This is a genomic window from Pseudomonas fluorescens (assembly GCF_902497775.2).
Classification (GTDB): Bacteria; Pseudomonadota; Gammaproteobacteria; order Pseudomonadales; family Pseudomonadaceae; genus Aquipseudomonas; species Aquipseudomonas putida_F.
Genome location: NZ_OZ024668.1, coordinates 5,937,805 through 5,960,520 on the forward strand (window position 1 = coordinate 5,937,805; position 22,716 = coordinate 5,960,520).

Annotated in this window: 23 protein-coding genes; 14 read left to right on the forward strand and 9 right to left on the reverse strand. The window is 61.9% G+C overall.

What is annotated here, in order from left to right; all coding sequences use genetic code 11:
- Positions 1-92 precede the first annotated feature (92 nt).
- From F8N82_RS27335 to trpE, 9 genes are all read left to right on the forward strand, one after another.
- Positions 93-2,489 carry a PAS domain-containing sensor histidine kinase gene (locus F8N82_RS27335; RefSeq protein WP_038998450.1) on the forward strand — a complete coding sequence of 799 codons (2,397 nt, stop codon included), beginning with the start codon at positions 93-95 and terminating at the stop codon, positions 2,487-2,489.
- A 9-nt stretch (positions 2,490-2,498) separates the two neighbouring features.
- Positions 2,499-3,128 (forward strand): response regulator, encoded by a 630-nt coding sequence (locus F8N82_RS27340; protein ID WP_010221455.1) that lies wholly within the window; start codon positions 2,499-2,501, stop codon positions 3,126-3,128.
- A 259-nt stretch (positions 3,129-3,387) separates the two neighbouring features.
- On the forward strand, positions 3,388-4,512 hold the full coding sequence (locus tag F8N82_RS27345; RefSeq protein ID WP_038998451.1) for an ABC transporter ATP-binding protein: 1,125 nt from the start codon (positions 3,388-3,390) through the stop codon (positions 4,510-4,512).
- Positions 4,513-4,552: 40 nt separating this feature from the next.
- Complete coding sequence (locus F8N82_RS27350) at positions 4,553-5,587, forward strand: ABC transporter substrate-binding protein (RefSeq protein ID WP_038998452.1); 1,035 nt, start codon at positions 4,553-4,555, stop codon at positions 5,585-5,587.
- 64 nt (positions 5,588-5,651) lie between these two features.
- The gene (locus F8N82_RS27355) at positions 5,652-6,899 is read left to right on the forward strand and encodes an ABC transporter permease (protein WP_038999697.1); all 1,248 of its coding nucleotides are present in this window, start codon (positions 5,652-5,654) and stop codon (positions 6,897-6,899) included.
- 11 nt (positions 6,900-6,910) lie between these two features.
- On the forward strand, positions 6,911-7,738 hold the full coding sequence (locus F8N82_RS27360) for an ABC transporter permease (RefSeq protein WP_038998453.1): 828 nt from the start codon (positions 6,911-6,913) through the stop codon (positions 7,736-7,738).
- Between the two features lie 132 nt (positions 7,739-7,870).
- A complete protein-coding gene (rpe, locus tag F8N82_RS27365) occupies positions 7,871-8,545 on the forward strand; it encodes a ribulose-phosphate 3-epimerase (protein ID WP_038998454.1) in 675 nt (224 codons plus the stop codon).
- A complete protein-coding gene (locus tag F8N82_RS27370) occupies positions 8,542-9,360 on the forward strand; it encodes a phosphoglycolate phosphatase (RefSeq protein WP_038998455.1) in 819 nt (272 codons plus the stop codon). The genes rpe and F8N82_RS27370 overlap by 4 nt, the downstream gene beginning before the upstream one ends.
- Before the next feature lie 69 nt (positions 9,361-9,429).
- Positions 9,430-10,911, forward strand: coding sequence for an anthranilate synthase component I (gene trpE / locus F8N82_RS27375; RefSeq protein WP_038998456.1), 1,482 nt, complete (start codon positions 9,430-9,432; stop codon positions 10,909-10,911).
- Positions 10,912-10,958: 47 nt separating this feature from the next.
- Here the strand turns inward: trpE and estP are convergent, their stop codons facing one another.
- Positions 10,959-12,881: an esterase EstP gene (gene estP / locus F8N82_RS27380; protein ID WP_052251620.1), complete on the reverse strand. Its 1,923-nt coding sequence runs from the start codon at positions 12,879-12,881 to the stop codon at positions 10,959-10,961.
- A 404-nt stretch (positions 12,882-13,285) separates the two neighbouring features.
- On the opposite strand from estP, the gene F8N82_RS27385 reads away from it, so the two are divergent.
- The 4 genes from F8N82_RS27385 to F8N82_RS27400 are packed head-to-tail and all read left to right on the forward strand — an operon-like array spanning position 13,286 to position 16,529.
- On the forward strand, positions 13,286-13,879 hold the full coding sequence (locus tag F8N82_RS27385; RefSeq protein WP_038998457.1) for an aminodeoxychorismate/anthranilate synthase component II: 594 nt from the start codon (positions 13,286-13,288) through the stop codon (positions 13,877-13,879).
- Between the two features lie 9 nt (positions 13,880-13,888).
- Positions 13,889-14,938: an anthranilate phosphoribosyltransferase gene (gene trpD / locus F8N82_RS27390; protein WP_038998458.1), complete on the forward strand. Its 1,050-nt coding sequence runs from the start codon at positions 13,889-13,891 to the stop codon at positions 14,936-14,938.
- Positions 14,935-15,771 (forward strand): indole-3-glycerol phosphate synthase TrpC, encoded by an 837-nt coding sequence (gene trpC / locus F8N82_RS27395; protein ID WP_038998459.1) that lies wholly within the window; start codon positions 14,935-14,937, stop codon positions 15,769-15,771. Before trpD ends, trpC begins: the two co-directional genes overlap by 4 nt.
- A 53-nt stretch (positions 15,772-15,824) precedes the next feature.
- On the forward strand, positions 15,825-16,529 hold the full coding sequence (locus F8N82_RS27400; RefSeq protein ID WP_038998460.1) for a lipoate--protein ligase family protein: 705 nt from the start codon (positions 15,825-15,827) through the stop codon (positions 16,527-16,529).
- Here F8N82_RS27400 and crp read toward each other — a convergent pair.
- Positions 16,526-17,170 carry a cAMP-activated global transcriptional regulator CRP gene (crp, locus tag F8N82_RS27405; protein WP_038998462.1) on the reverse strand — a complete coding sequence of 215 codons (645 nt, stop codon included), beginning with the start codon at positions 17,168-17,170 and terminating at the stop codon, positions 16,526-16,528. The genes F8N82_RS27400 and crp overlap by 4 nt on opposite strands.
- A gap of 192 nt (positions 17,171-17,362) precedes the next feature.
- Here crp and F8N82_RS27410 point away from each other — a divergent pair, with 192 nt between their 5' ends.
- Entirely contained in the window at positions 17,363-17,785 is a 423-nt protein-coding gene (locus F8N82_RS27410; protein ID WP_038998463.1) for an OsmC family protein, read from the forward strand.
- 31 nt (positions 17,786-17,816) lie between these two features.
- Here the strand turns inward: F8N82_RS27410 and F8N82_RS27415 are convergent, their stop codons facing one another.
- The 7 genes from F8N82_RS27415 to F8N82_RS27445 form a co-directional block, all read right to left on the reverse strand.
- A complete protein-coding gene (locus tag F8N82_RS27415) occupies positions 17,817-18,236 on the reverse strand; it encodes a hypothetical protein (RefSeq protein ID WP_038998464.1) in 420 nt (139 codons plus the stop codon).
- Positions 18,236-19,276, reverse strand: a complete 1,041-nt coding sequence (locus F8N82_RS27420; protein ID WP_038998466.1) for a DUF2157 domain-containing protein — start codon at positions 19,274-19,276, stop codon at positions 18,236-18,238. The genes F8N82_RS27415 and F8N82_RS27420 overlap by 1 nt, the downstream gene beginning before the upstream one ends.
- 8 nt (positions 19,277-19,284) lie before the next feature.
- A complete protein-coding gene (coq7, locus tag F8N82_RS27425) occupies positions 19,285-19,932 on the reverse strand; it encodes a 2-polyprenyl-3-methyl-6-methoxy-1,4-benzoquinone monooxygenase (RefSeq protein WP_038998467.1) in 648 nt (215 codons plus the stop codon).
- A gap of 65 nt (positions 19,933-19,997) precedes the next feature.
- On the reverse strand, positions 19,998-20,336 hold the full coding sequence (locus F8N82_RS27430; RefSeq protein ID WP_038998468.1) for a histidine triad nucleotide-binding protein: 339 nt from the start codon (positions 20,334-20,336) through the stop codon (positions 19,998-20,000).
- A gap of 71 nt (positions 20,337-20,407) precedes the next feature.
- A complete protein-coding gene (locus F8N82_RS27435) occupies positions 20,408-21,181 on the reverse strand; it encodes an SDR family NAD(P)-dependent oxidoreductase (protein WP_038998469.1) in 774 nt (257 codons plus the stop codon).
- 80 nt (positions 21,182-21,261) lie between these two features.
- A complete protein-coding gene (locus tag F8N82_RS27440; protein WP_052251621.1) occupies positions 21,262-21,720 on the reverse strand; it encodes a DUF805 domain-containing protein in 459 nt (152 codons plus the stop codon).
- Between the two features lie 31 nt (positions 21,721-21,751).
- On the reverse strand, positions 21,752-22,708 hold the full coding sequence (locus F8N82_RS27445) for an NAD(P)H-dependent flavin oxidoreductase (RefSeq protein WP_038998470.1): 957 nt from the start codon (positions 22,706-22,708) through the stop codon (positions 21,752-21,754).
- Between the last annotated feature and the right edge of the window lie 8 nt (positions 22,709-22,716).

The following is a 22,716-nucleotide window of genomic DNA, read 5'->3' on the forward strand; positions in this document are numbered from 1 at the left end:
ATCGATCCAGGCCAGATTAATACCGGCAGCCTAATAGTATTTGCTCGGGACGACCATGCTCGATGACCGTCCTACCCTTGATGAGAGTGCAGATGAAGCTTTTGCGCTGCCTGTTGCTTATCGGCTGTTTTTGCCTGCCCTTGATCACCTGGGCGGCTTCGGCTTCGGCTGCTGCACCTGCGCAGGTTGTGCTGGAGCCTGCGCAGCAGCAGTGGCTTGAGCAACATCGCAGCCTGCGGGTCGGGTTGGTGCTGCAGGCACCTTTTGCCCAGTTCGACCGGCGTCTGCAGCAACTCTATGGGGTCAACGTCGAGCTGATGAACTGGCTCGGTCGCTCGTTGGGGCTGGACCTGACCTGGCGCAATTTTCCCGACCAGGCGGCTCTTGAGCATGCATTGCTGGCGGGCGAAGTCGATTTGGCCCCGGGCCTGACCCAGACCCCGGCCAGCTTGCGCCTGTGGTTGTTCAGCGATCCCTACATGCGCGTGCCGCAACTGATCGTCGGGCCGCGTACCGGCGCGGTGTCAGTGGATCTGGAGAAGCTGGCCAGTACCGATCGGGTCGCCGTGCGCATGCCCAGTACCGTTGCCGACTATCTGCGAGCCACCTATACCAATCTCAACCTGCAAGGCGTGCCTCAGGAACGCCAGGCCCTGCAACTGGTGCTCAGCGATCAGGCACGTTTTGCAGTAGTGGATGAGGCACAACTGAGTCGGCTGTCTCGGGAAAGCGAGTTCAGCGAACTGGTGGTGGTCGGTGATATCGGCCTGCCGCAGTTGTTGCGGGTTGGCTCGCGCCGGGACTGGCCAGAGCTGGCCGAGATTCTTGAGCGCGGCCTGCAGGCGGTGCCGGCCAAGGATCTTGAGCAGCTGCACCAGCGTTGGCTGGAACCCAAGTATCCACGCCTGAGCGAGTCCCCGGGCTTCTGGCAAAACCTTGGTTTACTGCTGGCGGCCTTGCTGCTCAGTTGCGTGGCCATCGTCATCTGGCAGCGTCGGCAACTGCATCAGCTCGAGCACAGCCTGCTGGCCACCCGCGACACCCTGGCCCAGCGCCAGGCCCGCGAAGAAGCGCTGCGCCTGAGCCAGTTCTCGATCGATCAGAGCACCGTGGGTATTCTCTGGGTCAACTGGGACAGCCATGTGCGCTACGCCAACCGCGCCGCCGAGAGCATGCTTGGTTACGCCTCGGGGGCGCTGATCGATCGGCCGTTGATCGATTTCGAACCGAACCTGCATATGGACCGTTGGCTCGTCCTGTGGAAGCGCGCCCGGGCCAGCGATGAAGCCCCGCAGCACTTTGAAACCCAATGCCTGCGCGCCGATGGCAGCCTGTTGCCGGTGGATGTGTCGCTGAGCTTCCTGCGTTTTCGCGATGCCGAGTACCTGGTGGTGTTTCTCGCCGACGTCACCGAGCGCAGGCGTGCATTGGCGGCATTGCGCGAGAGCGAGGCGCGGCTCAAGGGCATCGCCGGCAACGTCCCAGGCCTGGTATTTCGCCTTGAACGCAACCCGGCCGAAGGTGAGTTGGAGTTCCCCTATATCAGTGAAGGCAGCGAAGCGCTGGTGGGCTATCCGCCAGCGGCGTTGCAGCATCCGGACATGGGCCTGCGCAACCTGGTGCACCCGCACGACCGCGCCGATTATCACCGGGTCCAGGACCTGGCCCTGGCCACCGACAGCGACTGGTCCTGGCAGGGACGGATCCTGACCCGCCAGGGCGAACAGCGCTGGGCCGATATCAAGGCCAGTACCCGCACGCTGGCGGATGGTCGGGTGGTCTGGGACGGGGTGGTCTGGGATATCAGCCAGAGCAAGCGCGTCGAGCTTGAACTGGCTCGCTCCCAGGAGCAATTGCGTGAACTGTCGGCGCACCTGGAAAGCGTTCGCGAGGAAGAAAAGGCCCGTATCGCTCGGGAAGTGCACGACGAGCTGGGGCAGATGCTCACGGTGCTGAAGCTTGAGACTTCCATGTGCGAGCTGGCCTACGCCGAACTGGATCCCGGCCTCCACGAGCGCCTGGGCAGCATGAAGCGCCTGATTGCCCAGCTGTTCCAGCTGGTGCGCGATGTGGCCACCGCCTTGCGCCCGCCGATCCTCGATGCCGGCATCGCTTCGGCCATCGAGTGGCAGGCCAGGCGTTTTGAAGTACGTACGCAGATCCCCTGCCTGGTGCAGGTGCCGGAAAATCTGCCACCCTTGAGTGATGCCAAGGCTATTGGCCTGTTCCGCATCCTGCAGGAGGCGCTGACCAATGTCATGCGCCATGCCCAGGCGCATACTGTACAAATCAGCCTGAGCCTCGACGGCCAGAGCTTGCGCCTGACGGTGATCGACGATGGCGCAGGATTTGTCCTGGAACAAAGCCGGCCAACCTCATTTGGTCTGGTTGGCATGCGTGAACGGGTGCTGATGCTCGGTGGCAGCATGGCCCTGGAAAGCGAGCCGGGCGAGGGCACCAGCCTGAGCGTGGCGATCCCCCTGGATTAGGAGCATTGCGTGATTCGAGTACTGGTTGCCGAAGACCACACCATTGTCCGTGAAGGCATCAAGCAATTGATCGGCCTGGCCAAGGACATGCAGGTAGCGGGGGAGGCCGGCAATGGCGAACAACTGCTGGAAACCTTGCGCCATACCGAGTGCGAAGTAGTGCTGCTGGATATTTCCATGCCCGGGGTCAATGGCCTGGAGGCGATCCCGCGGATTCGCGCATTGAACAATCCGCCGGCGATCCTGGTGCTGTCGATGCACGATGAAGCGCAGATGGCGGCGCGGGCGCTGAAGGTTGGTGCTGCCGGTTACGCCACCAAGGACAGTGATCCGGCGTTGTTGCTGACTGCCATTCGCCGGGTGGCCGGTGGCGGGCGCTACATCGACCCTGACCTGGCTGACCGCATGGTCTTCGAGGTTGGCCTGACCGACGCCAGGCCGCTGCATTCGTTGCTGTCGGAACGTGAGTTTTCGGTGTTCGAGCGCCTCGCCCAGGGCGCCAACGTCAACGACATTGCCCAGCAACTGGCGCTGAGCAACAAGACCATCAGCACCCACAAGGCGCGGCTGATGCAGAAGCTCAACGTGAACTCGCTGGCGGAACTGGTGAAGTATGCGATGGAGCACAAACTGTTGTGAGTGTTCCAGAAGCGACATCGCGCTGATCTAATCGCGGGTCAAGTCCGCTCCCACCGGGATGGGGTCTGTAGGAGCGGGCTTGCCCCGCGATAGCGTTTAACCTGCCGAACACCTATCCAAAAACGCCATCCTTGTAGGGCAATCCCTACCCCAAGCCTTCCATCCTGCTGATATCAATCTCTCTCCACCCCCGATTTGCGTCGCTTGCCGCCTTCACTAGGCTTTGGATACAGCAGTCATCCAACAAAAAGGTGCGGGTATGAGTGAGGTGAATTCGAGCGCTGCAACCGGCGAAGTGCTGGTCAGCTTCCGTGGTGTGCAGAAGAGCTACGACGGCGAATCGCTGATCGTCAAAGACCTCAACCTGGATATCCGCAAGGGTGAATTCCTCACCTTGCTCGGCCCGTCCGGTTCCGGCAAAACCACCAGCCTGATGATGCTCGCCGGCTTCGAAACGCCGACCGCAGGCGAAATCCAGCTGGCCGGTCGTTCGATCAACAACGTGCCGCCGCACAAGCGCGACATCGGCATGGTGTTCCAGAACTACGCGCTGTTCCCGCACATGACCGTGGCCGAGAACCTGGCCTTCCCCTTGAGCGTGCGCAACCTGAGCAAGACCGACATCAGCGAGCGGGTCAAGCGCGTGCTCAACATGGTCCAGCTCGACGCTTTCGCCCAGCGCTACCCCGGCCAGCTTTCCGGTGGCCAGCAGCAACGGGTGGCGTTGGCCCGTGCACTGGTGTTCGAACCGCAACTGGTGCTGATGGATGAACCCTTGGGTGCCCTCGACAAACAGCTGCGCGAACACATGCAGATGGAGATCAAGCACCTGCACCAGCGTCTGGGCGTCACTGTGGTCTACGTGACCCACGACCAGGGCGAAGCGCTGACCATGTCCGATCGCGTCGCGGTGTTCCACCAGGGCGAGATCCAGCAGATCGCCGACCCGCGCACCCTGTATGAAGAGCCGAAGAACACCTTCGTCGCCAACTTCATCGGCGAGAACAACCGCATCAATGGCCGCCTGCTCAGCCACGACGGCGAGCGCTGTCAGGTGCTGCTGCCGCGCGGTGAGAAGGTCGAGGCGCTGGCGGTCAATGTCGGCCAGGCCGGCGAGCCGGTGACCTTGTCGATTCGCCCCGAACGCGTACGCCTCAATGGCCACAGCGAAAGCTGCGTCAACCGCTTCTCCGGGCGGGTAGCCGAATTCATCTACCTGGGCGACCACGTGCGGGTACGCCTGGAAGTCTGCGGCAAGGCCGATTTCTTCGTGAAGCAGCCGATTGCCGAACTCGACCCGGCCCTGGCCGTGGGCGATGTGGTACCGCTTGGCTGGCAGGTAGAGCACGCCCGCGCGCTCGATCCTCTGCTTGAAGCCAATTGACGGTTTGCTTCACCAACCCTGTACTGTGGAGAGAATAATAATGCTCAAGCACTTGAAGTTGACCGCCCTGACCCTGGGCCTGTTTGCGGCGAGCCAGGCGATGGCGGCGGCCGACCTGACTGTGATTTCCTTCGGCGGCGCCAACAAGGCGGCCCAGGTCAAGGCGTTCTACGAGCCATGGGAAAAGGCGGGCAACGGCAAGATCGTCGCTGGCGAGTACAACGGTGAAATGGCCAAGGTCAAAGCCATGGTCGACACCAAGAGCGTGTCGTGGAACCTGGTGGAAGTCGAATCGCCGGAGCTTGCCCGTGGTTGCGACGAAGGCATGTTCGAAGAGCTTGATCCTGCACTGTTCGGTAACGAGTCCGACTACGTTCCCGGGGCTATCCAGCCTTGCGGTGTCGGCTTCTTCGTCTGGTCCACGGTCATGGCCTACAACGCCGATAAACTGAAAACCGCACCGACCAGTTGGGCGGATTTTTGGGACACCAAGCAGTTCCCGGGCAAGCGCGGCCTGCGCAAAGGCGCCAAGTACACCCTCGAATTCGCCCTGATGGCCGATGGTGTCGCGCCCAAAGACGTGTACAAGGTGCTGGGCACCAAGGAAGGCCAGGATCGCGCCTTCAAGAAACTCGACGAACTCAAGCCGAGTATCCAGTGGTGGGAAGCCGGTGCCCAGCCACCGCAGTACCTGGCCTCGGGTGACGTGGTCATGAGCTCGGCATACAACGGCCGGATTGCCGCCGTACAGAAAGAGAGCAACCTGAAAGTCGTGTGGAACGGCGGCATCTACGACTTCGACGCCTGGGCCATCCCGAAAGGCGCCAAGAACGCCGAAGAAGCGAAGAAGTTCATCGCCTATTCGGTCAAGCCAGAGCAGCAGAAGATCTATTCGGAAAACATCGCCTACGGCCCGGCCAACTCCAAGGCCGTCGCGCTGCTGTCCGACGAGATCAAGAAAGACATGCCGACCACCCCGGAGAACATCGCCAACCAGGTGCAGATCGACGTGGCGTTCTGGGCCGACAACAGCGAGCAACTGGAGCAACGCTTCAACGCCTGGGCTGCCAAGTAAGGGCTGCTGATGGAGCGTCGGCTTGCCGCCGGCGCTCCTTGTTCTCAAGATTTCGGAGTTCGCTATGGCCATCGCAGTGCCCCTGAATGAAGGCGCAGGTTCCAACCTCAAGCAGCGCCTAAAGCGTGCCGAGCGGGTCAACCGCTGGAAGGCGCAAGCGCTGATCGCGCCGCTGGCGCTGTTTCTGCTGCTGGTGTTCCTCGTGCCGATTGCCGCGCTGCTGTACAAGAGCGTAGGTAACCCGGAAGTGGTGGGCGGCTTGCCGCTGACCGTAACCGCCGTGGCCGAATGGGATGGCAAGGGCCTACCAGGGGAGGCGGTGTACAAGGCCCTGAGCGAAGACCTCGGCCAGGCGCGCAAGAACCAGACCCTGGGCGATACCTCCAAGCGTCTGAACATGGAGCTGGCCGGCTATCGCAGCCTGCTGGCCAAGACCGCCCGGGCGCTGCCGTTCAAGACCGAGCCGGCTTCCTATAAAGAAGCCCTGCAGGAACTGGACGAGCGCTGGGGCGATCCGGCCTACTGGCAGGCGATTCGCCGTAACACCAGTAGCGTCACCCCCTTTTACCTGCTGGCAGCCCTGGACCATCGTATCGATGACCTCGGCGAACTGGCCAAGGCCACCCCGGACCAGGCCATCTACCTGGATATCTTCACCCGTACCCTGTGGATGGGCTTCGTCATCACCGCCATCTGCCTGGTGCTGGCCTATCCACTGGCCTACCTGCTGGCCAATCTGCCGACCCGGCAGAGCAACCTGCTGATGATTCTGGTATTGCTGCCGTTCTGGACCTCGATCCTGGTGCGGGTTGCGGCCTGGATCGTGTTGCTGCAATCGGGCGGACTGATCAACAGTGCGCTGATGGCCATCGGCATCATCGACAAGCCGCTGGAGCTGGTGTTCAACCGCACCGGTGTCTACATCTCAATGGTGCATATCCTGCTGCCGTTCATGATCCTGCCGATCTACAGCGTGATGAAGGGTATCTCGCCTACCTATATGCGTGCGGCGATATCCCTGGGCTGTCATCCATTCGCCAGTTTCTGGCGGGTGTACTTCCCACAAACCTACGCCGGTGTAGGCGCGGGCTGCCTGTTGGTGTTCATCCTCGCCATCGGCTACTACATCACCCCGGCGCTGCTCGGCAGCCCCAACGATCAGATGGTCAGCTACTTCGTGGCCTTCTACACCAACACCAGCATCAACTGGGGCATGGCGACCGCGCTGGGCGGCCTGCTGTTGCTGGCCACCGTGCTGCTTTACCTGATCTATAGCTGGCTGGTCGGCGCCAGCCGCCTGCGCCTGAGCTGAGGAGCGTTGTCATGCTGAGCCCCTACATGTCGCCCGTCGAGCGGGTCTGGTTCTACAGCTTGCGCATCCTTTGCGGGCTGATCCTGTTGTTCCTGGTGTTGCCGGTGCTGGTGATCATTCCGCTGTCGTTCAACTCCGGCAGCTTCCTGGTCTATCCGCTGCAGGGCTTCTCGCTGCAGTGGTACCACGATTTCTTCGCCTCGGCCGAGTGGATGCGGGCGCTGAAGAACAGCATCATCGTCGCCCCGGCGGCCACGGTGCTGGCGATGATCTTCGGTACCCTCGCCTCGATCGGCCTGACCCGCGGTGATTTCCCCGGCAAGCCGCTGATCATGGCTCTGGTGATTTCGCCCATGGTGGTACCGGTGGTGATCATCGGCGTGGCCAGTTACCTGTTCTTTGCTCCGCTGGGCATGGGTAACAGCTTTATCTCGCTGATTCTGGTGCATGCGGTGCTCGGTGTGCCGTTCGTCATCATCACCGTCTCGGCGACCCTGCAGGGTTTCAACCACAACCTGGTGCGCGCTGCAGCCAGCCTCGGCGCTTCGCCTCTGACCACTTTCCGTCGGGTGACCTTGCCGTTGATTGCGCCGGGGGTGATTTCCGGGGCGCTGTTCGCCTTCGCCACCTCTTTCGATGAGGTGGTGGTCACCCTGTTCCTCGCCGGCCCCGAGCAGGCGACCCTGCCACGGCAGATGTTCAGCGGTATCCGCGAGAACTTAAGCCCGACCATCGCCGCAGCGGCAACCTTGCTGATCGCCTTTTCTGTGGTGCTGTTGCTGACCCTGGAGTGGTTGCGTGGGCGTAGCGAGAAGCTGCGTACCCAACAGCCGGGTTGAGATTTTTCGCGGGGCAAGTCCAGTCGACTTGCCCCGCGATGAGCACCCGTCGACCGCCTTGATACCGGTCAGCCCCTGAGCGTTTCCCTGAGGTACAATGCGCGCCACTGTGATTCTGCCTACAGGTGCGCCATGCAGCCCTACGCTATTGCCCCCTCGATTCTTTCTGCCGACTTCGCCCGTCTGGGCGAGGAAGTCGACAACGTCCTGGCCGCGGGTGCCGACATCGTTCACTTCGATGTGATGGACAACCATTACGTGCCCAACCTGACCATCGGCCCGATGGTCTGCACCGCCCTGCGCAAGTACGGCATTACCGCGCCGATCGACGTGCACCTGATGGTCAGCCCGGTCGATCGCATCATCGGTGACTTCATCGAAGCGGGCGCCAGCTACATTACCTTCCATCCGGAAGCCAGCCTGCACATCGATCGTTCGCTACAGTTGATTCGCGACGGCGGTTGCAAGGCCGGCCTGGTGTTCAACCCGGCGACCCCGCTCGACACCCTCAAGTACGTGATGGACAAGGTCGACATGATCCTGTTGATGAGCGTCAACCCGGGCTTCGGTGGCCAGAAGTTCATCCCCGGCACCCTCGACAAGCTGCGCGAAGCCCGCGCGCTGATCGATGCCAGCGGTCGTGATATCCGTCTGGAAATCGACGGCGGCGTGAACGTCAGCAACATCCGTGAAATCGCGGCCGCCGGTGCCGATACCTTTGTCGCCGGTTCGGCGATCTTCAACACCCCGGACTACCGTGAGGTGATTGCCAAGATGCATGCCGAACTGGCCCTGGCCCGCCCATGAGTGGCTTCGAGCAGCTGTTCCCCGGCGCTCTGCCCAAACTGGTGATGTTTGATCTGGACGGTACCCTGATCGATTCGGTACCGGACCTGGCAGTGGCGGTGGATAACATGCTGCTCGCAATGGGCCGCCAGCCTGCCGGCCTAGAGGCAGTGCGCCACTGGGTCGGCAATGGTGCGCCGGTGCTGGTGCGTCGCGCCCTGGCCGGCGGCATCGACCATGAAGCGGTTGATGACGACGAAGCCGAGCGGGGCCTTGAGCTGTTCATGCAGGCCTACGCCGAAAGCCATGAACTGACGGTGGTCTACCCCGGCGTGCGCGACACCCTCAAGTGGTTGCACAAGCAGGGCGTGGAAATGGCCCTGATCACCAACAAGCCCGAGCGCTTCGTTGCCCCCTTGCTCGATCAGATGAAGATCGGCCGTTATTTCCGCTGGATCATCGGCGGCGACACCCTGCCGCAAAAAAAGCCCGATCCTGCCGCCTTGTTGTTCGTGATGAAAATGGCCAGCGTCGCCCCCGAGCAGGCGTTGTTCGTCGGCGACTCGCGCAGCGACGTACTGGCGGCCAAGGCTGCCGGCGTCAAATGCGTCGGCCTGACCTATGGCTACAACCATGGCCGGCCGATCAGCGAAGAGGCGCCGTGCCTGGTCATCGATGACTTGCGCGCACTGTTGCCTGGTTGCTTAGATCCAGCCACTGGGATAACGTTGGCGGACGTTCAACCCTCCTCAGATCGAGATTCCATCGTGGCGGTTATCGGCAAACTCTGGATGAAAGTCATCAAGGCCCTGGCCCGCTGGCGTTGGCGCGCCTGACTGCTATCCGCCGGCACGTGCCGGCCTGTTTGCCTGCCTGACCCATCTGCTGCTTGCCACGAGGCTATCATGACCCGCGAAGAATTCCTGCGCCTGGCCGCTGCCGGCTACAACCGCATTCCCCTGGCCTGCGAGACCTTGGCCGACTTCGACACGCCGTTGTCGATCTACCTGAAACTGGCTGATCAACCCAACTCCTACCTGCTTGAATCGGTGCAGGGCGGCGAGAAGTGGGGGCGTTACTCGATCATCGGTTTGCCGTGCCGCACCGTATTGCGTGTGCATGACCACCAGGTACGTATCACCCACGACGGTGAGTTGATCGAACAGCACGAAGTGGAAGACCCGCTGGCCTTCGTCGAAGCCTTCAAAGAGCGCTACCAGGTGCCGACCATTGCCGGCCTGCCGCGCTTCAATGGCGGCCTGGTCGGATACTTCGGTTATGACTGCGTGCGCTATGTCGAGCGGCGCCTGGGTAAGTGCCCGAACCCTGATCCGCTGGGCGTGCCGGACATCCTGCTGATGGTGTCTGACGCTGTGGTGGTGTTCGACAACCTGGCCGGCAAGATGCACGCAATCGTGCTGGCCGACCCGGCTGAAGAAGAGGCTTACGAAAACGGCCTGGCCCGTCTGCAAGGCCTGCTCGAGCAGTTGCGCCAGCCGATCGCCCCGCGTCGCGGCCTGGATTTGGGTGGCCCGCTGCCGGCAGAGCCGGCGTTCCGCTCAAGCTTTACCCAGAGCGACTACGAGCGTGCGGTCGATACCATCAAGGAGTACATCCTCGCTGGCGACTGCATGCAGGTGGTGCCGTCGCAGCGCATGTCCATCGACTTCAAGGCTGCGCCGATCGACCTGTACCGGGCACTGCGCTGCTTCAACCCGACGCCGTACATGTACTTCTTCAACTTCGGCGATTTCCATGTCGTGGGCAGTTCGCCGGAAGTGCTGGTGCGGGTCGAGGACAACCTGGTCACTGTGCGCCCGATCGCCGGTACTCGCCCACGCGGCGCCACCGAAGAGGCGGATCGCGCGCTGGAAGAAGACCTGCTGTCGGACGACAAGGAAATCGCCGAGCACCTGATGCTCATCGACCTGGGCCGCAATGATGCCGGCCGGGTGTCGGAAACCGGCTCGGTCAAAGTCACTGAGAAAATGGTAATCGAGCGTTATTCCAACGTCATGCACATCGTGTCCAACGTCACTGGCGAGTTGAAGCAGGGCTTGAGCGCCATGGATGCACTGCGCGCCATCCTGCCAGCCGGTACTTTGTCCGGAGCGCCGAAGATCCGCGCCATGGAAATCATCGACGAGCTGGAGCCGGTCAAGCGTGGCGTCTACGGCGGTGCGGTGGGGTACTTTGCCTGGAACGGCAACATGGATACCGCGATTGCCATCCGTACCGCAGTGATCAAGGACGGTGAACTGCATGTGCAAGCGGGTGGCGGCATTGTTGCCGACTCGGTGCCCGCGCTTGAGTGGGAAGAAACCATCAACAAGCGCCGGGCGATGTTCCGTGCGGTGGCGCTGGCCGAGCAAACGCCGCGTAGCTGAGCCGTGATCCACGGCGCCTGTTTTCGGCAGGCGCCGTTTTCCCTTACCTAGAACTCCAGGCTTAACGCCAGGTTGATCCCTTGTTGGGTCAACTCGTCACTCTTGCGCCAGTTGTAGCTGCCGCGCAGGGCCAGCCCCGGTGCCAGGCTCTGGCTCAAGCCCAGGGTCGCCCGGTTCAGATTGCTCTGTGGTGTGTAGCCGGTCAGGGTGAAGTCATTGCCCGGCAGGCTGTTGAGGTGGATGGTCAGGTCCTGGCGGTCGTCTTCGAGCTCGTGTTCGTGAGCCACTTCGGCGAACAGCAAGGTGCTTGGCCCAGCCTGGTATTTGCCCTGCAGGCCCAGACCCAGGCGCCGCGATTCTCGGTCCTGATCGTCGAAGCTCAAGGCGGTAGCCTGGGTGCCTTTCTCCGAATAGCCATCGACTTTTACCCTCGCATAATCGGCGCTGACGAAGGGCGACAGGCTCCACTGGCTGCCGGGCGCCGCCAGGTCATAACCCAATCGCGCGGCGAAGGCCCACAGCTCGCCGTCGGTATCACCTTTCTCGCTGCGATCATTCACGCCCAGGGCGAAGGTACGTTTCAGGTCGCTGTAGTTCAGGTGCCCGCCGGTCAAGGCCGCATCTGCCCACCACTGGTTCTGCTGGAACTGGACGAAGGCTGTGGCCAGATAGCTGTCGAGCTTGTAATCGGAGTCTTGCTCGCCGGCTTCGAGCTTCTGCTGGTAAGCGCCGGTAGCCACGCCAATACGCCAGGCGTCGTCCAGGCGATAGCTGCCGCCCAGGGTCAGGTTGTAGCCGTGTCCGTCGGCGCTGGCCGCGCTGCGCTGGCTGTCGATATCCAGATCCTGCCCACCGGCGGCAACGATAGCCTGCCATTGGCCAACCGGCTGCCAACTGCCTTGCCACTGGTTGCGCAGCTCATCCTGGTGCGCGCGCAGGCTGGCGTGGGCCATTTCTGGCAACAGCGTCAGCTCCCAGGGGGCGGAGAGGATCGAGAACGCGTAGTCGGCGATCAGTTCCTGCCCGGCAGTGGTGGGGTGGACCGAGTCGTTGAACAACAGCTTGCTCGGATCAGGCGTGGCGCCGTTGATGCCGTAGGTTGCATTCTGCACACAGCCGTTACCGCTGAAGCAGGTACCGACCAGGTTCTGACCGGTGGCCAGGCCGAACTGCGCCGGGGCCGCCAGGGCTTCCTGCAGAAGCAGTGGCACGTTGAGCGGAATGATTTGCGCGTCGATCTGGCTCAGTTGGCCGACCAACTGCTGGTTGAAGATGCTGCTCAACTGCGAGGCCGGGCCTTGCATCGGCGTGCCGTTGATTGCCGGGGTCAGGCCCAGGTCGGGCAGCAACCAGACCATGATGTACTGCGCGCCACCCTGTTGCAGGGCCTGGGCGCTGCCGGCCAGGCGATTGGCGGCGGCCGCAGCGGTTGCCGGGCTGGTGATCTGCCCCTGGAGAAAGTCGTTGCCGCCACCGGTCAGGTAATAAAGCGCGTTGGGGTCGGCGCGCAGTCCGCCGGCCAGATAGCCCGGGCGCTCGCGCAGTACGGTGCCGGCACCGGGATTGCCCGGTGGGATGATCACGTCGGAAGTCCCCGTGATCGAATCAAGGATCTGATCGGTGCGGTAGCCACCGACTGCCCAGTTGTTACCGTCGGCTTGACCAAGGGCGGCATTCACCGGCGAAGTGGAGGCGCCAAGGTCGGCGGGGGCAATACCCAGTTGCGCGCCCAGTAACATGGGGGACACCGCACCGAAGGCTTCGCCATTGCCATAGGTCGGCCCGACCCGGTTGGTAAAGCGTTGGGTGGAGCCTGCCGGACCGTTGCTGTCCGGGAACTGCCCGGCATCGGCAAGGCTATCGCCGAAGACGATCAAGGTGGAGTAGGGGGAGGGGGCGGCATAGGCGCTGGAGCAGGCCAGGGCCAGCAGCGAGAATACACAGGGCAACAGAGAGCGCGCGTTCAACATCGCAAAGATCCTTTTTCGTTGTTGTTATTGGATGACGCCTTAGGACGTTAGCAAAACAATCCACGTGTCTTCCATCGCTAAAGCGTTTCGGTATGCCTCGGTCATATTGCGTGCGCCGCTGCGGTAGGCTACTGTGCGGGGACGTATGAACGAGACCTACCCCGTGTTGATCGTCAGCAAACTCTTGATGCGCGTTATCAAGGCCCACGCCCGTTGGCGTTGGCGCGCCTGACTTTATCTCTTGCCGGTTAGCCGGCCCTGTACCGCTTTGCCTTTCTGAACGCTTTACCTGCTGCAACTGGCCTGTGCCGGTGCGCACAGGAAAACTCGCACCTGCTGCATCGCGCAGGGGATCTTCGAAAGGCATGTATTCAAAGTCAGTAGATGCAAGAGGTTGAACCCAGATGTTACTGATGATCGACAACTACGACTCTTTTACCTACAACGTCGTGCAGTACCTCGGCGAGTTGGGTGCAGAGGTCAAGGTCATTCGCAATGACGAACTGACCATCGCCCAGATCGAAGCCCTGAACCCCGAGCGCATCGTCGTTTCCCCCGGCCCGTGTACGCCGACCGAAGCCGGTGTATCGCTGGAGGCCATCAAGCATTTCGCTGGCAAGCTGCCAATCCTGGGCGTTTGCCTGGGCCACCAGTCCATTGGCCAGGCCTTTGGCGGTGATGTAGTGCGCGCCCGCCAGGTGATGCATGGCAAGACCAGCCCGGTTTTCCATAAGGATCTGGGCGTGTTCGCCGGCCTTAACAATCCGCTGACCGTCACCCGCTATCACTCGCTGGTGGTCAAGCGCGAAACCTTGCCCGATTGCCTGGAACTGACTGCCTGGACTGCCCTTGAAGACGGCTCGGTGGATGAGATCATGGGCCTGCGTCATAAAGAGCTGAATATCGAAGGGGTGCAGTTTCACCCCGAATCGATCCTCACCGAGCAGGGCCACGAGCTGTTCGCCAACTTCCTCAAGCAGACCGGCGGCCGCCGTTAAGGATCGAACATGGATATCAAGAGCGCGCTGAGCCGTATCGTCGGCCACCTGGACTTGAGCACCGAAGAAATGCGCGACGTGATGCGCGAAATCATGACCGGCCAATGCACTGAAGCGCAGATCGGCGCTTTCCTGATGGGCATACGCATGAAGAGCGAGAGCATCGACGAAATCGTCGGTGCGGTGTCGGTAATGCGTGAACTGGCCGACAAGGTCGAGCTCAATACCCTCGACCAGGTTGTCGACGTGGTCGGCACCGGCGGCGATGGCGCCAACATCTTCAACGTGTCCACTGCTTCGGCCTTTGTCGTCGCTGCGGCCGGTTGCACTGTGGCCAAGCACGGTAACCGTGCGGTCTCGGGCAAGAGCGGCAGTGCCGACCTGCTGGAAGCCGCCGGCATTTATCTGAACCTGACCCCGGTGCAGGTTGCACGCTGCATCGACAGCGTCGGCATCGGTTTCATGTTTGCCCAGACCCACCATAAGGCGATGAAATACGCCGCCGGCCCGCGTCGTGACCTGGGCCTGCGGACCCTGTTCAATATGCTCGGCCCGCTTACGAATCCGGCCGGGGTCAAGCACCAGGTCGTCGGCGTGTTCAACCAGGCGTTGTGTCGCCCACTGGCAGAAGTGCTGCAACGCCTGGGCAGCAAGCATGTGCTGGTGGTGCATTCGAAAGACGGCCTGGACGAATTCAGTCTGGCCGCGCCAACCTTCGTTGCCGAACTCAAAAACGACCAGATCTGCGAATACTGGGTCGAACCCGAAGACCTCGGCATGAAAAGCCAGAGCCTGCACGGCCTGGCCGTGGAAAGCCCGGCCAAGTCGCTGGAGCTGATCCGCGATGCCTTGGGCCGGCGCAAGACCGAGAACGGCCAGAAGGCCGCGGAAATGATCGTGCTCAACGCCGGCGCCGCACTGTACGCCGCCGATCACGCCATGAGCCTCAAGCAAGGCGTGGAACTTGCGCATGACGCATTGCACACCGGTCTTGCCCGGGAAAAACTCGAAGAACTCGGTGCCTTTACCGCGGTATTCAAGCAGGAGAATGAAGGATGAGTGTGCCGACGGTTCTGGAAAAGATCCTTGCCCGCAAGGTCGAGGAAGTCGCCGAGCGCAGCGCCCGGGTCAGCCTGGCTGAGCTGGAGCGCATGGCCGCAGTCGCCGACGCCCCGCGTGGTTTTGCCAAGGCCCTGATCGAACAGGCCAAGCGCAAGCAGCCGGCAGTCATTGCCGAGATCAAGAAAGCCTCGCCAAGCAAGGGTGTGATCCGCGAAAACTTCATTCCGGCCGACATCGCCGTCAGCTACGAGAAAGGCGGGGCGACCTGCCTGTCGGTGCTGACCGATGTCGACTACTTCCAGGGCAGCGATATCTATCTGCAACACGCGCGGGCCGCTTGCAAGCTGCCGGTGATCCGCAAGGACTTCATGATCGATCCTTACCAGATTGTCGAAGCCCGGGCCCTGGGCGCTGATTGTGTCCTGCTGATCGTTGCAGCACTGGATGACGTGAAGATGGTCGAGCTTGCCGATACCGCCAAGCGCGTCGGCCTCGACGTGCTGGTCGAAGTGCACGACGGCGATGAGCTGGAGCGGGCGCTGAAGACCCTCGACACGCCACTGGTGGGCGTCAACAACCGCAACCTGCACACCTTTGAAGTCAGCCTGGAAACCACCCTCGACCTGCTGCCGCGCATCCCGCGGGATCGCCTGGCCATCACCGAGAGCGGTATCCTCAACCGCGCTGACGTCGAGTTGATGGAAATCAACGAGGTGTATTCCTTCCTGGTCGGTGAAGCCTTCATGCGTGCCGAACACCCGGGGCTTGAGCTGCAGCGCCTGTTCTTCCCGGAGCGCGTGGTGCAGAACCCGGTGCAAGGCCTGGACTGATTCAACTCTGAAGCCGGCGATGCCGGCTTTTTTGTCTCTACAAGGTTAATGCGATGACTGATCACGTGGTTGATGTCACTGTCGAAGCCGGGTTGCACGCCGAGCAGGAACTGCTGGCGGCTGTATGCAAAGGTGAAAAGGATCATGGCCTGTTGTTCTGGCGTCCGACTGATCACGCCTTGGTCATGCCCCGACGCATGAGCCGCCTGGACGGTTTCGAGGCTGCCTGCGCCGAACTTGCGATTGCCGGCTGGCCGGTGCTGCTGCGCGAAACCGGGGGTGAGCCGGTACCGCAGTCGCCGGCGGTGATCAATATCGCCCTGGTATACGTCGCGCCGAAAAGCGAAGGCGACCATGGCCGTATCGAAAACGCCTACGAGCGTCTGTGCCTGCCGTTGTGTGACGTGCTGCGTGAATGGGGTGGGCTGGCGTCGGTGGGGGAAATCGAAGGGGCGTTCTGTGATGGACGCTACAACGTCAACCTTAACGGCCGCAAACTGGTCGGCACCGCCCAGCGCTGGCGCCAAGGCCTGGGTGGCAAGCGTCCGGTGGTGCTGGTGCATGGTGCGTTGTTGCTGGATAACGAGCGCGATTCGATGGTGGCGGCGGTCAACCGTTTCAACGAATGCTGCGACCTGGAGCAGCGCTGCCTGGCTGACAGCCACATCGCCCTGCACGAAGTAGTGCCCGAGGCGCCGCTGCTCGAGCGCCTTGGCCAGGCCTATGCCGAGGTAATCAAGGGCATCGCCCGCGATTAACGGGTGCCGAAGACCACCATGGTCTTGCCCTTGACGTGTACCAGGCTGCGTTCTTCAAGATCCTTGAGGACGCGGCCGACCATCTCCCGCGAGCAACCGACGATCCGGCCGATCTCCTGGCGGGTGATCTTGATCTGCATGCCGTCGGGGTGGGTCATGGCATCTGGCTGCTTGCACAGCTCCAGCAGGCAGCGCGCTACCCGGCCGGTGACATCGAAGAATGCCAGGTCGCCGACCTTGCGCGTGGTATTGCGCAGGCGCTGGGCCATCTGACTGCCCAGGGCGTAGAGAATGTCCGGGTCGTGGCGTGCCAGTTCGCGGAATTTCTCGTAGCTGATTTCCGCAACCTCACATTCGCTCTTGGCCCGGACCCAGGCGCTGCGTTGCTGTTCCTGGCCAGCCGGTTCAAACAGGCCCAGCTCACCAAAAAAGTCGCCGCTGTTGAGGTAGGCGATGATCATTTCATGGCCATCGTCGTCTTCAATGAGGATGGTCACCGAGCCCTTGATGATGAACGACAGGGTTTCGGCCTTGTCGCCGGCGCAGATGATGTTGCTCTTGGCCGCATAGCGGCGGCGCTGGCAATGGACCAGCAGCTTGTCGATGTTCTTGATCTTGGCTGGAAGGGCTGATGCAACCATGGCTGGATCCCGGTCAGGAGGCGACGCTTCAATTACTTTTATAGGTAGTCTGGCGATAAGCGCCAGTGATTTGGCGTCAGCTTATCAGACGCTGGTCCTTCTATCGGCAGATTTACTCATGCGCTTGAGCTTTTCCACCGGGCCCGCAGGGTCTAAGCTGGCAGCCTTTTTTCAAGCAATGGAGTCCAGGTAATGAAGGCGCGTATCCAGTGGGCAGGTGAAGCCATGTTTCTGGGCGAATCGGGCAGTGGTCATGTGGTTGTCATGGATGGCCCGCCCGAGGCCGGTGGCCGCAACCTGGGTGTGCGACCCATGGAAATGCTGCTGCTGGGCCTGGGTGGCTGCAGCAACTTCGATGTGGTCAGTATCCTGAAGAAATCCCGCCAGGCAGTGGAGAGCTGCGAAGCGTTCCTAGAAGCCGAGCGCGCCGGTGAAGACCCGAAGGTGTTCACCAAGATTCACCTGAACTTCGTGGTCAAGGGCCGTGGCCTGAAAGAAGCCCAGGTCAAGCGTGCGGTCGAGCTGTCGGCAGAGAAGTATTGCTCAGCCTCGATCATGCTCGGCCGGGCCGGTGTCGAGATCACTCACAGCTACGAGATCGTCGAACTCGGTTGAGGGTTAGCAAGCCCGCTCCTGCAGGAGCGGGCTAAGCGCGCAGGCGCTCCAGTCCAATTAGCCAGGCCAGGCCTGGAACCAGCGCCAGCAACAACCAGTGCAGGTTAAAGCCCAGCAGGCCGAAAATTTCTGCTGTGCTCCAGGTATTGCCAAAGGCATCGGCAAATAGCAGGCACTGCAGCAAGGCCGTCAGCGCAGCGAACAGCACAAAGCCCCCGCTGAGCAGGCGTTGCTTGTGGATAAAACAGCCGGCGAGCAAAAACAGCAGTTGCCCGGGCAATGCAAACAACAGCAGCTCGACAGCGCTGTTGTTATCAGGTTGGGATATTTCCGGCAGCGTCAGGCTGAAAGGCATCTCTCTCATGCTGGCGCTCATCAGGCAGACGAACAGGTAAGCCACCAGGATCAGCCCCAGGCTTTGCAGCAGGCGCAGGCAAAATAGTCGGATCATCAGTGGCGCAGCCCCGGCAGCAGGTTCAGCAAGCTTGCCGGCAAGCGCGCCTGCAAACGACTGCTCAAGGTCTCGCGGTGTTTTTGATACAGCAAGCCCAAGCCAATCACACCCAGGCCGATCAGGGTCAGTACCACCGGGAACAGCAGCGATTCGGCAAACACCTCGTGAGACAGATAGCCCAAGTACATCGCCACGCCCATGCCGCCAAAGACCATGAACAGTGGCCGGCGCAGCAGCAGCGCAATCCCCATCAGGCCGAGGTTGATCAGGCAGTACAGGGTTTTGTCCCATTCACTGTCAGTATCGAGCAGCGGCAAACCGAGCCAGAAGGCCAGCAATCCGGCCAGATACCCCCAGAAGGCATAGTCCTGGCGGGTGCGACCGTCTATCACCAGGCACACCAGCAATGTCGCCAGGCCAAACCACAGTGACACCGTACGCCGCTGATTCCAGTCGAAGGCCTTGCCGTAGAACCATTCGCTCAGGTCCATGGACATGAACCACAAGGCCACAGCGATCGGCATGACGATGAACGGGAATGGGATCAGGCGCAGCATCAGCAAACCGGCGAGTACCGTCGCCGCTTCCATCAGTAGCCAGCCGCCCTGCACGTAGGTGTAGTAGTTGTGGTAATTGCCCTGGGCATCGTCCAGCGGCCAGAAACCGGTGATGCGCTCCACGGCGAACACCGCCAGCGGCACGATGCTCACCGCCACCGCGGCAAGTACGCCCGCGGGGATGATTTGTCCGCGGCGTTGCATCAATAAACCACCCAAGGTCAGCGCGCCGATATACACCAGCGCCACCAGCAGCAGGGCTGTATCACCGATGCGCATCCAGGCTTCACTGAGCAGCCAGCCCATGGCGGCCATTATCAGCAGGGCGCCGAAATAGAAGGCCACATGGGCCAGCTGAAAACTGGCCTGGGTTTGCGGCTGGCGCTTGAGAAACTCAAGCAGGGCCTGGTCCTGGCCCGGGTTCAGAACGCCGGCGCTGACTGCGCGGGCCAGGTCCTTGGCATCGAAGCGTTCTGTCATCGGCGGTCCTAGATACGATAAGTGCTTTTGGTCATGACCTTGGCCATGAGGCTCATGCCGAATTTGACTGGCGCCGGGAAGCGGAAGCCACCCGCATCCAGGGCTGATTCGGCATGTTGCTCTTCGTCGACGCGCATCTGCTCGAGAATCGCCCGGGACTTTTCATCCTCGGCCGGAATCTGCTCCAGGTGCTCGTCCAGATGTTTGCACACCTGATGCTCGGTGGCGGCGACAAAACCCAGGCTGACCTTGTCGCTGACCAGGCCGGCGAGGGCGCCGATGCCGAAGGACATGCCATAGAACAGCGGGTTGAGCACGCTGGGGTGGCTACCGAGCTGGCGAATACGCTGCTCGCACCAGGCCAGGTGGTCGATCTCTTCTTCGGCGGCGTGTTCCATGGCCTTGCGTACCTGGGGCAGCTTGGCAGTCAGTGCCTGGCCCTGATACAGCGCCTGGGCGCAGACTTCACCAGTATGGTTGATGCGCATGAGCCCGGCCACATGGCGGGTTTGCGTTTCGTCCAGGGTGACGTCCGGCTGGATGATCGCAGGCGAAGGCCGGGAAGGTTGGCCGCTGAAGGGCAGCAAGGTGCGCATGGCGGTGTCGGCCTGCAGCAACAAGCGGTCGAGCGGGGAATAGTGACGTTCGGTAGCCATCGGGCACCTCCGCAAGAATGTGCCCGACAGTTTACCCCAATCGCGATGTCGGGGCTTGCCCTGGATCAGCCCGGTGGCCAGTGCATCTGACGCTGGCCAAGCACGTGCATATGAATGTGGTAGACGGTCTGCCCACCTTGCTCATTGCAGTTCATGACCACGCGAAAGCCGTCTTCGCAGCCCAGCTCCTTGGCCAGACGCTGGGCGGTGAAGAGGATGTGCCCGGCCAGGCCCTTGTCTTCTTCGGTCAGGTCGTTGAGGGTGCGGATCGGCTTTTTCGGGATGACCAGAAAATGTACCGGTGCCTGCGGGGCGATATCGTGGAAGGCCAGAACCTGGTCGTCCTCGTAGATGATCTTGGCCGGGATTTCCCGGTTGATGATCTTGGTAAACAGAGTTTCCACTACGGTTGCTCCATGAGGGGAATCGGACTTGAGTGTACGCAGGCCAGGCGCTTGCGCCCAGCCCTGTGCAACTAGCGGGGGCAATAGGCCTGGTTGATGGCGCCAGCCAGCTTGCGGGCCAGCCAGCGTGACAACAGGCGCGGGCTGAAGGCCAGCCAACGGTTGCGGCGGCCGGGGATGATCAGGGCGCGGTTCTTGTCCAGAGCGCGCACGGTGTACAGCGCTACCTCCTCGGGGCTCAGGCAGCGCTGGCCTTTCTCCAGGCGCGGGATCTGCCGCAGCGGCGAACGCACAGGGCCGGGGCAGAGCACCGAGACTTTGATGCCGGTGCGTTTGAGTTCTTCGCGCAGGCCTTCGGAAAAGTGCAGTACATACGCCTTGCTCGCCGCATAGCTGCTCATCCACGGCCCGGGGGCGAAAGCGGCGAGGGACGCGACGTTGAGGATCTGCCCGCCACCCTGGACCGCCATGGCATTACCCAAGGCATGGCAAAGACGGGTCAGGGCAAGAATGTTGACCTCGATCAGGTCCTGCTCGTCGCTCCACTCCTGGGCCAGGAAATGCCCATAGGAGCGAATGCCGGCGCAGTTGACCAGCAGGTCGATGTGGCGCTCGCTTTCTTCCAGTTCCAGCAAGAAACCCGACAGGCGCAAGGGTTCGCCCAAATCGCAGGCGCGAAACAGCACTTCGACGCCAAAGCGCTGGGTCAGCTCGATGGCGATGCTTTCCAGCGGGTCGCGCTGGCGTGCCACCAGGATCAGATTGCGTCCCCGACGTGCCAGCGCCTCGGCCAGTGCCAGGCCCAAGCCGCTGGAGGCACCGGTGATCATGGCGTAACGGGTCATGCAGTTCTCCAGTCGGGAAGGGTGGCCAAAGTGCGCAGTTTACAGGTGCGGCGACCGGAGTGCTGCTACCAGTCGCGTGCTTAGATACCGGGTCTGATTGCGGCCAGGTAAGCAACCCCGGCAAGCAATACCAGCCACAGCCAGGCCAGGATCACCACGGCGTTGTTATTGGGCGCCGGCGGTGGCCCGAAGCGGTTGCTGCCTCGCGTGCCGGGCATCAGCACCAGCACCAGAAGGAGGAAGTTGCCGACCCATGGCAGTACCGACAGCCAGCAGAACCAGCCGCTCCAGTTCAGGTCGTGCAGGCGCTGGACGATGAACAGCATGCTCAAAATCCGCGCGGACAACAGGCCGATCATCACCAGGCCGCCCAGGTCCATCGATACTGAACTGGACAGCATGGCCACCAGCATGATGCCGCCCATGGTCGCGGCGAACAAAGCCATACCCCATGCCAGCAGCCGCACGCGGCCAATTCGCCCTTCCAGGCTCATGACCTTGGGTTTGCTCGAGTTGGCGAGAATCAGGGTGTCATTCATGCAGGCTTCCTTTGCCGTGATAAAGCGTAAATCAGCCCGGCCAGTGGCGGCTCAGGGTTGCTGCCGAGGCGAGGGCCTGGCGGTACTCGGCATCCAGGCGGGTGATCAGTTGCTCGACCGAGCACAGCTGGTCGATGGCACCGACACCTTGTCCGGCAGACCAGACGGTCTTCCAGGCCTTGGCCTCGTCGTGAATGGGTTTGAGCTTGGTCTCGGTGTGGATGCGCAGGGCGGCCATGTCGAAACCGGCGTTTTCCAGGCTCTGGCGCATGAAGCTGGCAGGCACTCCGGAAACCGCAGCGGTGTGGATGATATCGGCTGCCTTGGCTTCAAGCATCATTTCTTTGTAGGGGCCCGGCGCCTGGCTCTCGTGGGTGGCGATAAAGCGTGTGCCCAGGTAGGCGAGGTCGGCGCCGAGCAGCTGTGCGGCGAGGATTTCCTGGCCACGGTTGATGCAGCCTGCCAGCAGTAACGTCTTGTCGAAGAATTGGCGAATTTCAGCGACCAGGGCGAACGGGCTCCAGGTCCCGGCGTGGCCACCGGCGCCCGCCGCCACGGCAATCAAGCCGTCGACGCCGGCTTCGGCGGCTTTCTCGGCATGCCGGCGGGTGGTTACATCGTGGAACACCAGGCCGCCATAGCGGTGTACGGTATCGACCAGCTCCTTCACCGCCCCGAGGCTGGTGATGACGATCGGTACCCGGTGCTCGACGCACAGCGCCAGGTCCGCCTGCAGGCGCGGGTTGCTCTGGTGCACGATCAGGTTGACCGCATAGGGCGCAGGCTTGTCGAGGGCCGCCAGGCCGGTTTCGATCTCCTCCAGCCAGGCCTTGAAGCCGGCACTGTCGCGCTGGTTCAGTGCCGGGAAACTGCCAACCACGCCATTGGCACAGCAGGCCAGCACCAGTTGCGGGTTGGAGATCAGAAACATCGGCGCCGCTACGACCGGAAGACGCAAGCGTTGTTCGAGCAGGGCAGGCAATGACATGGCAGGTT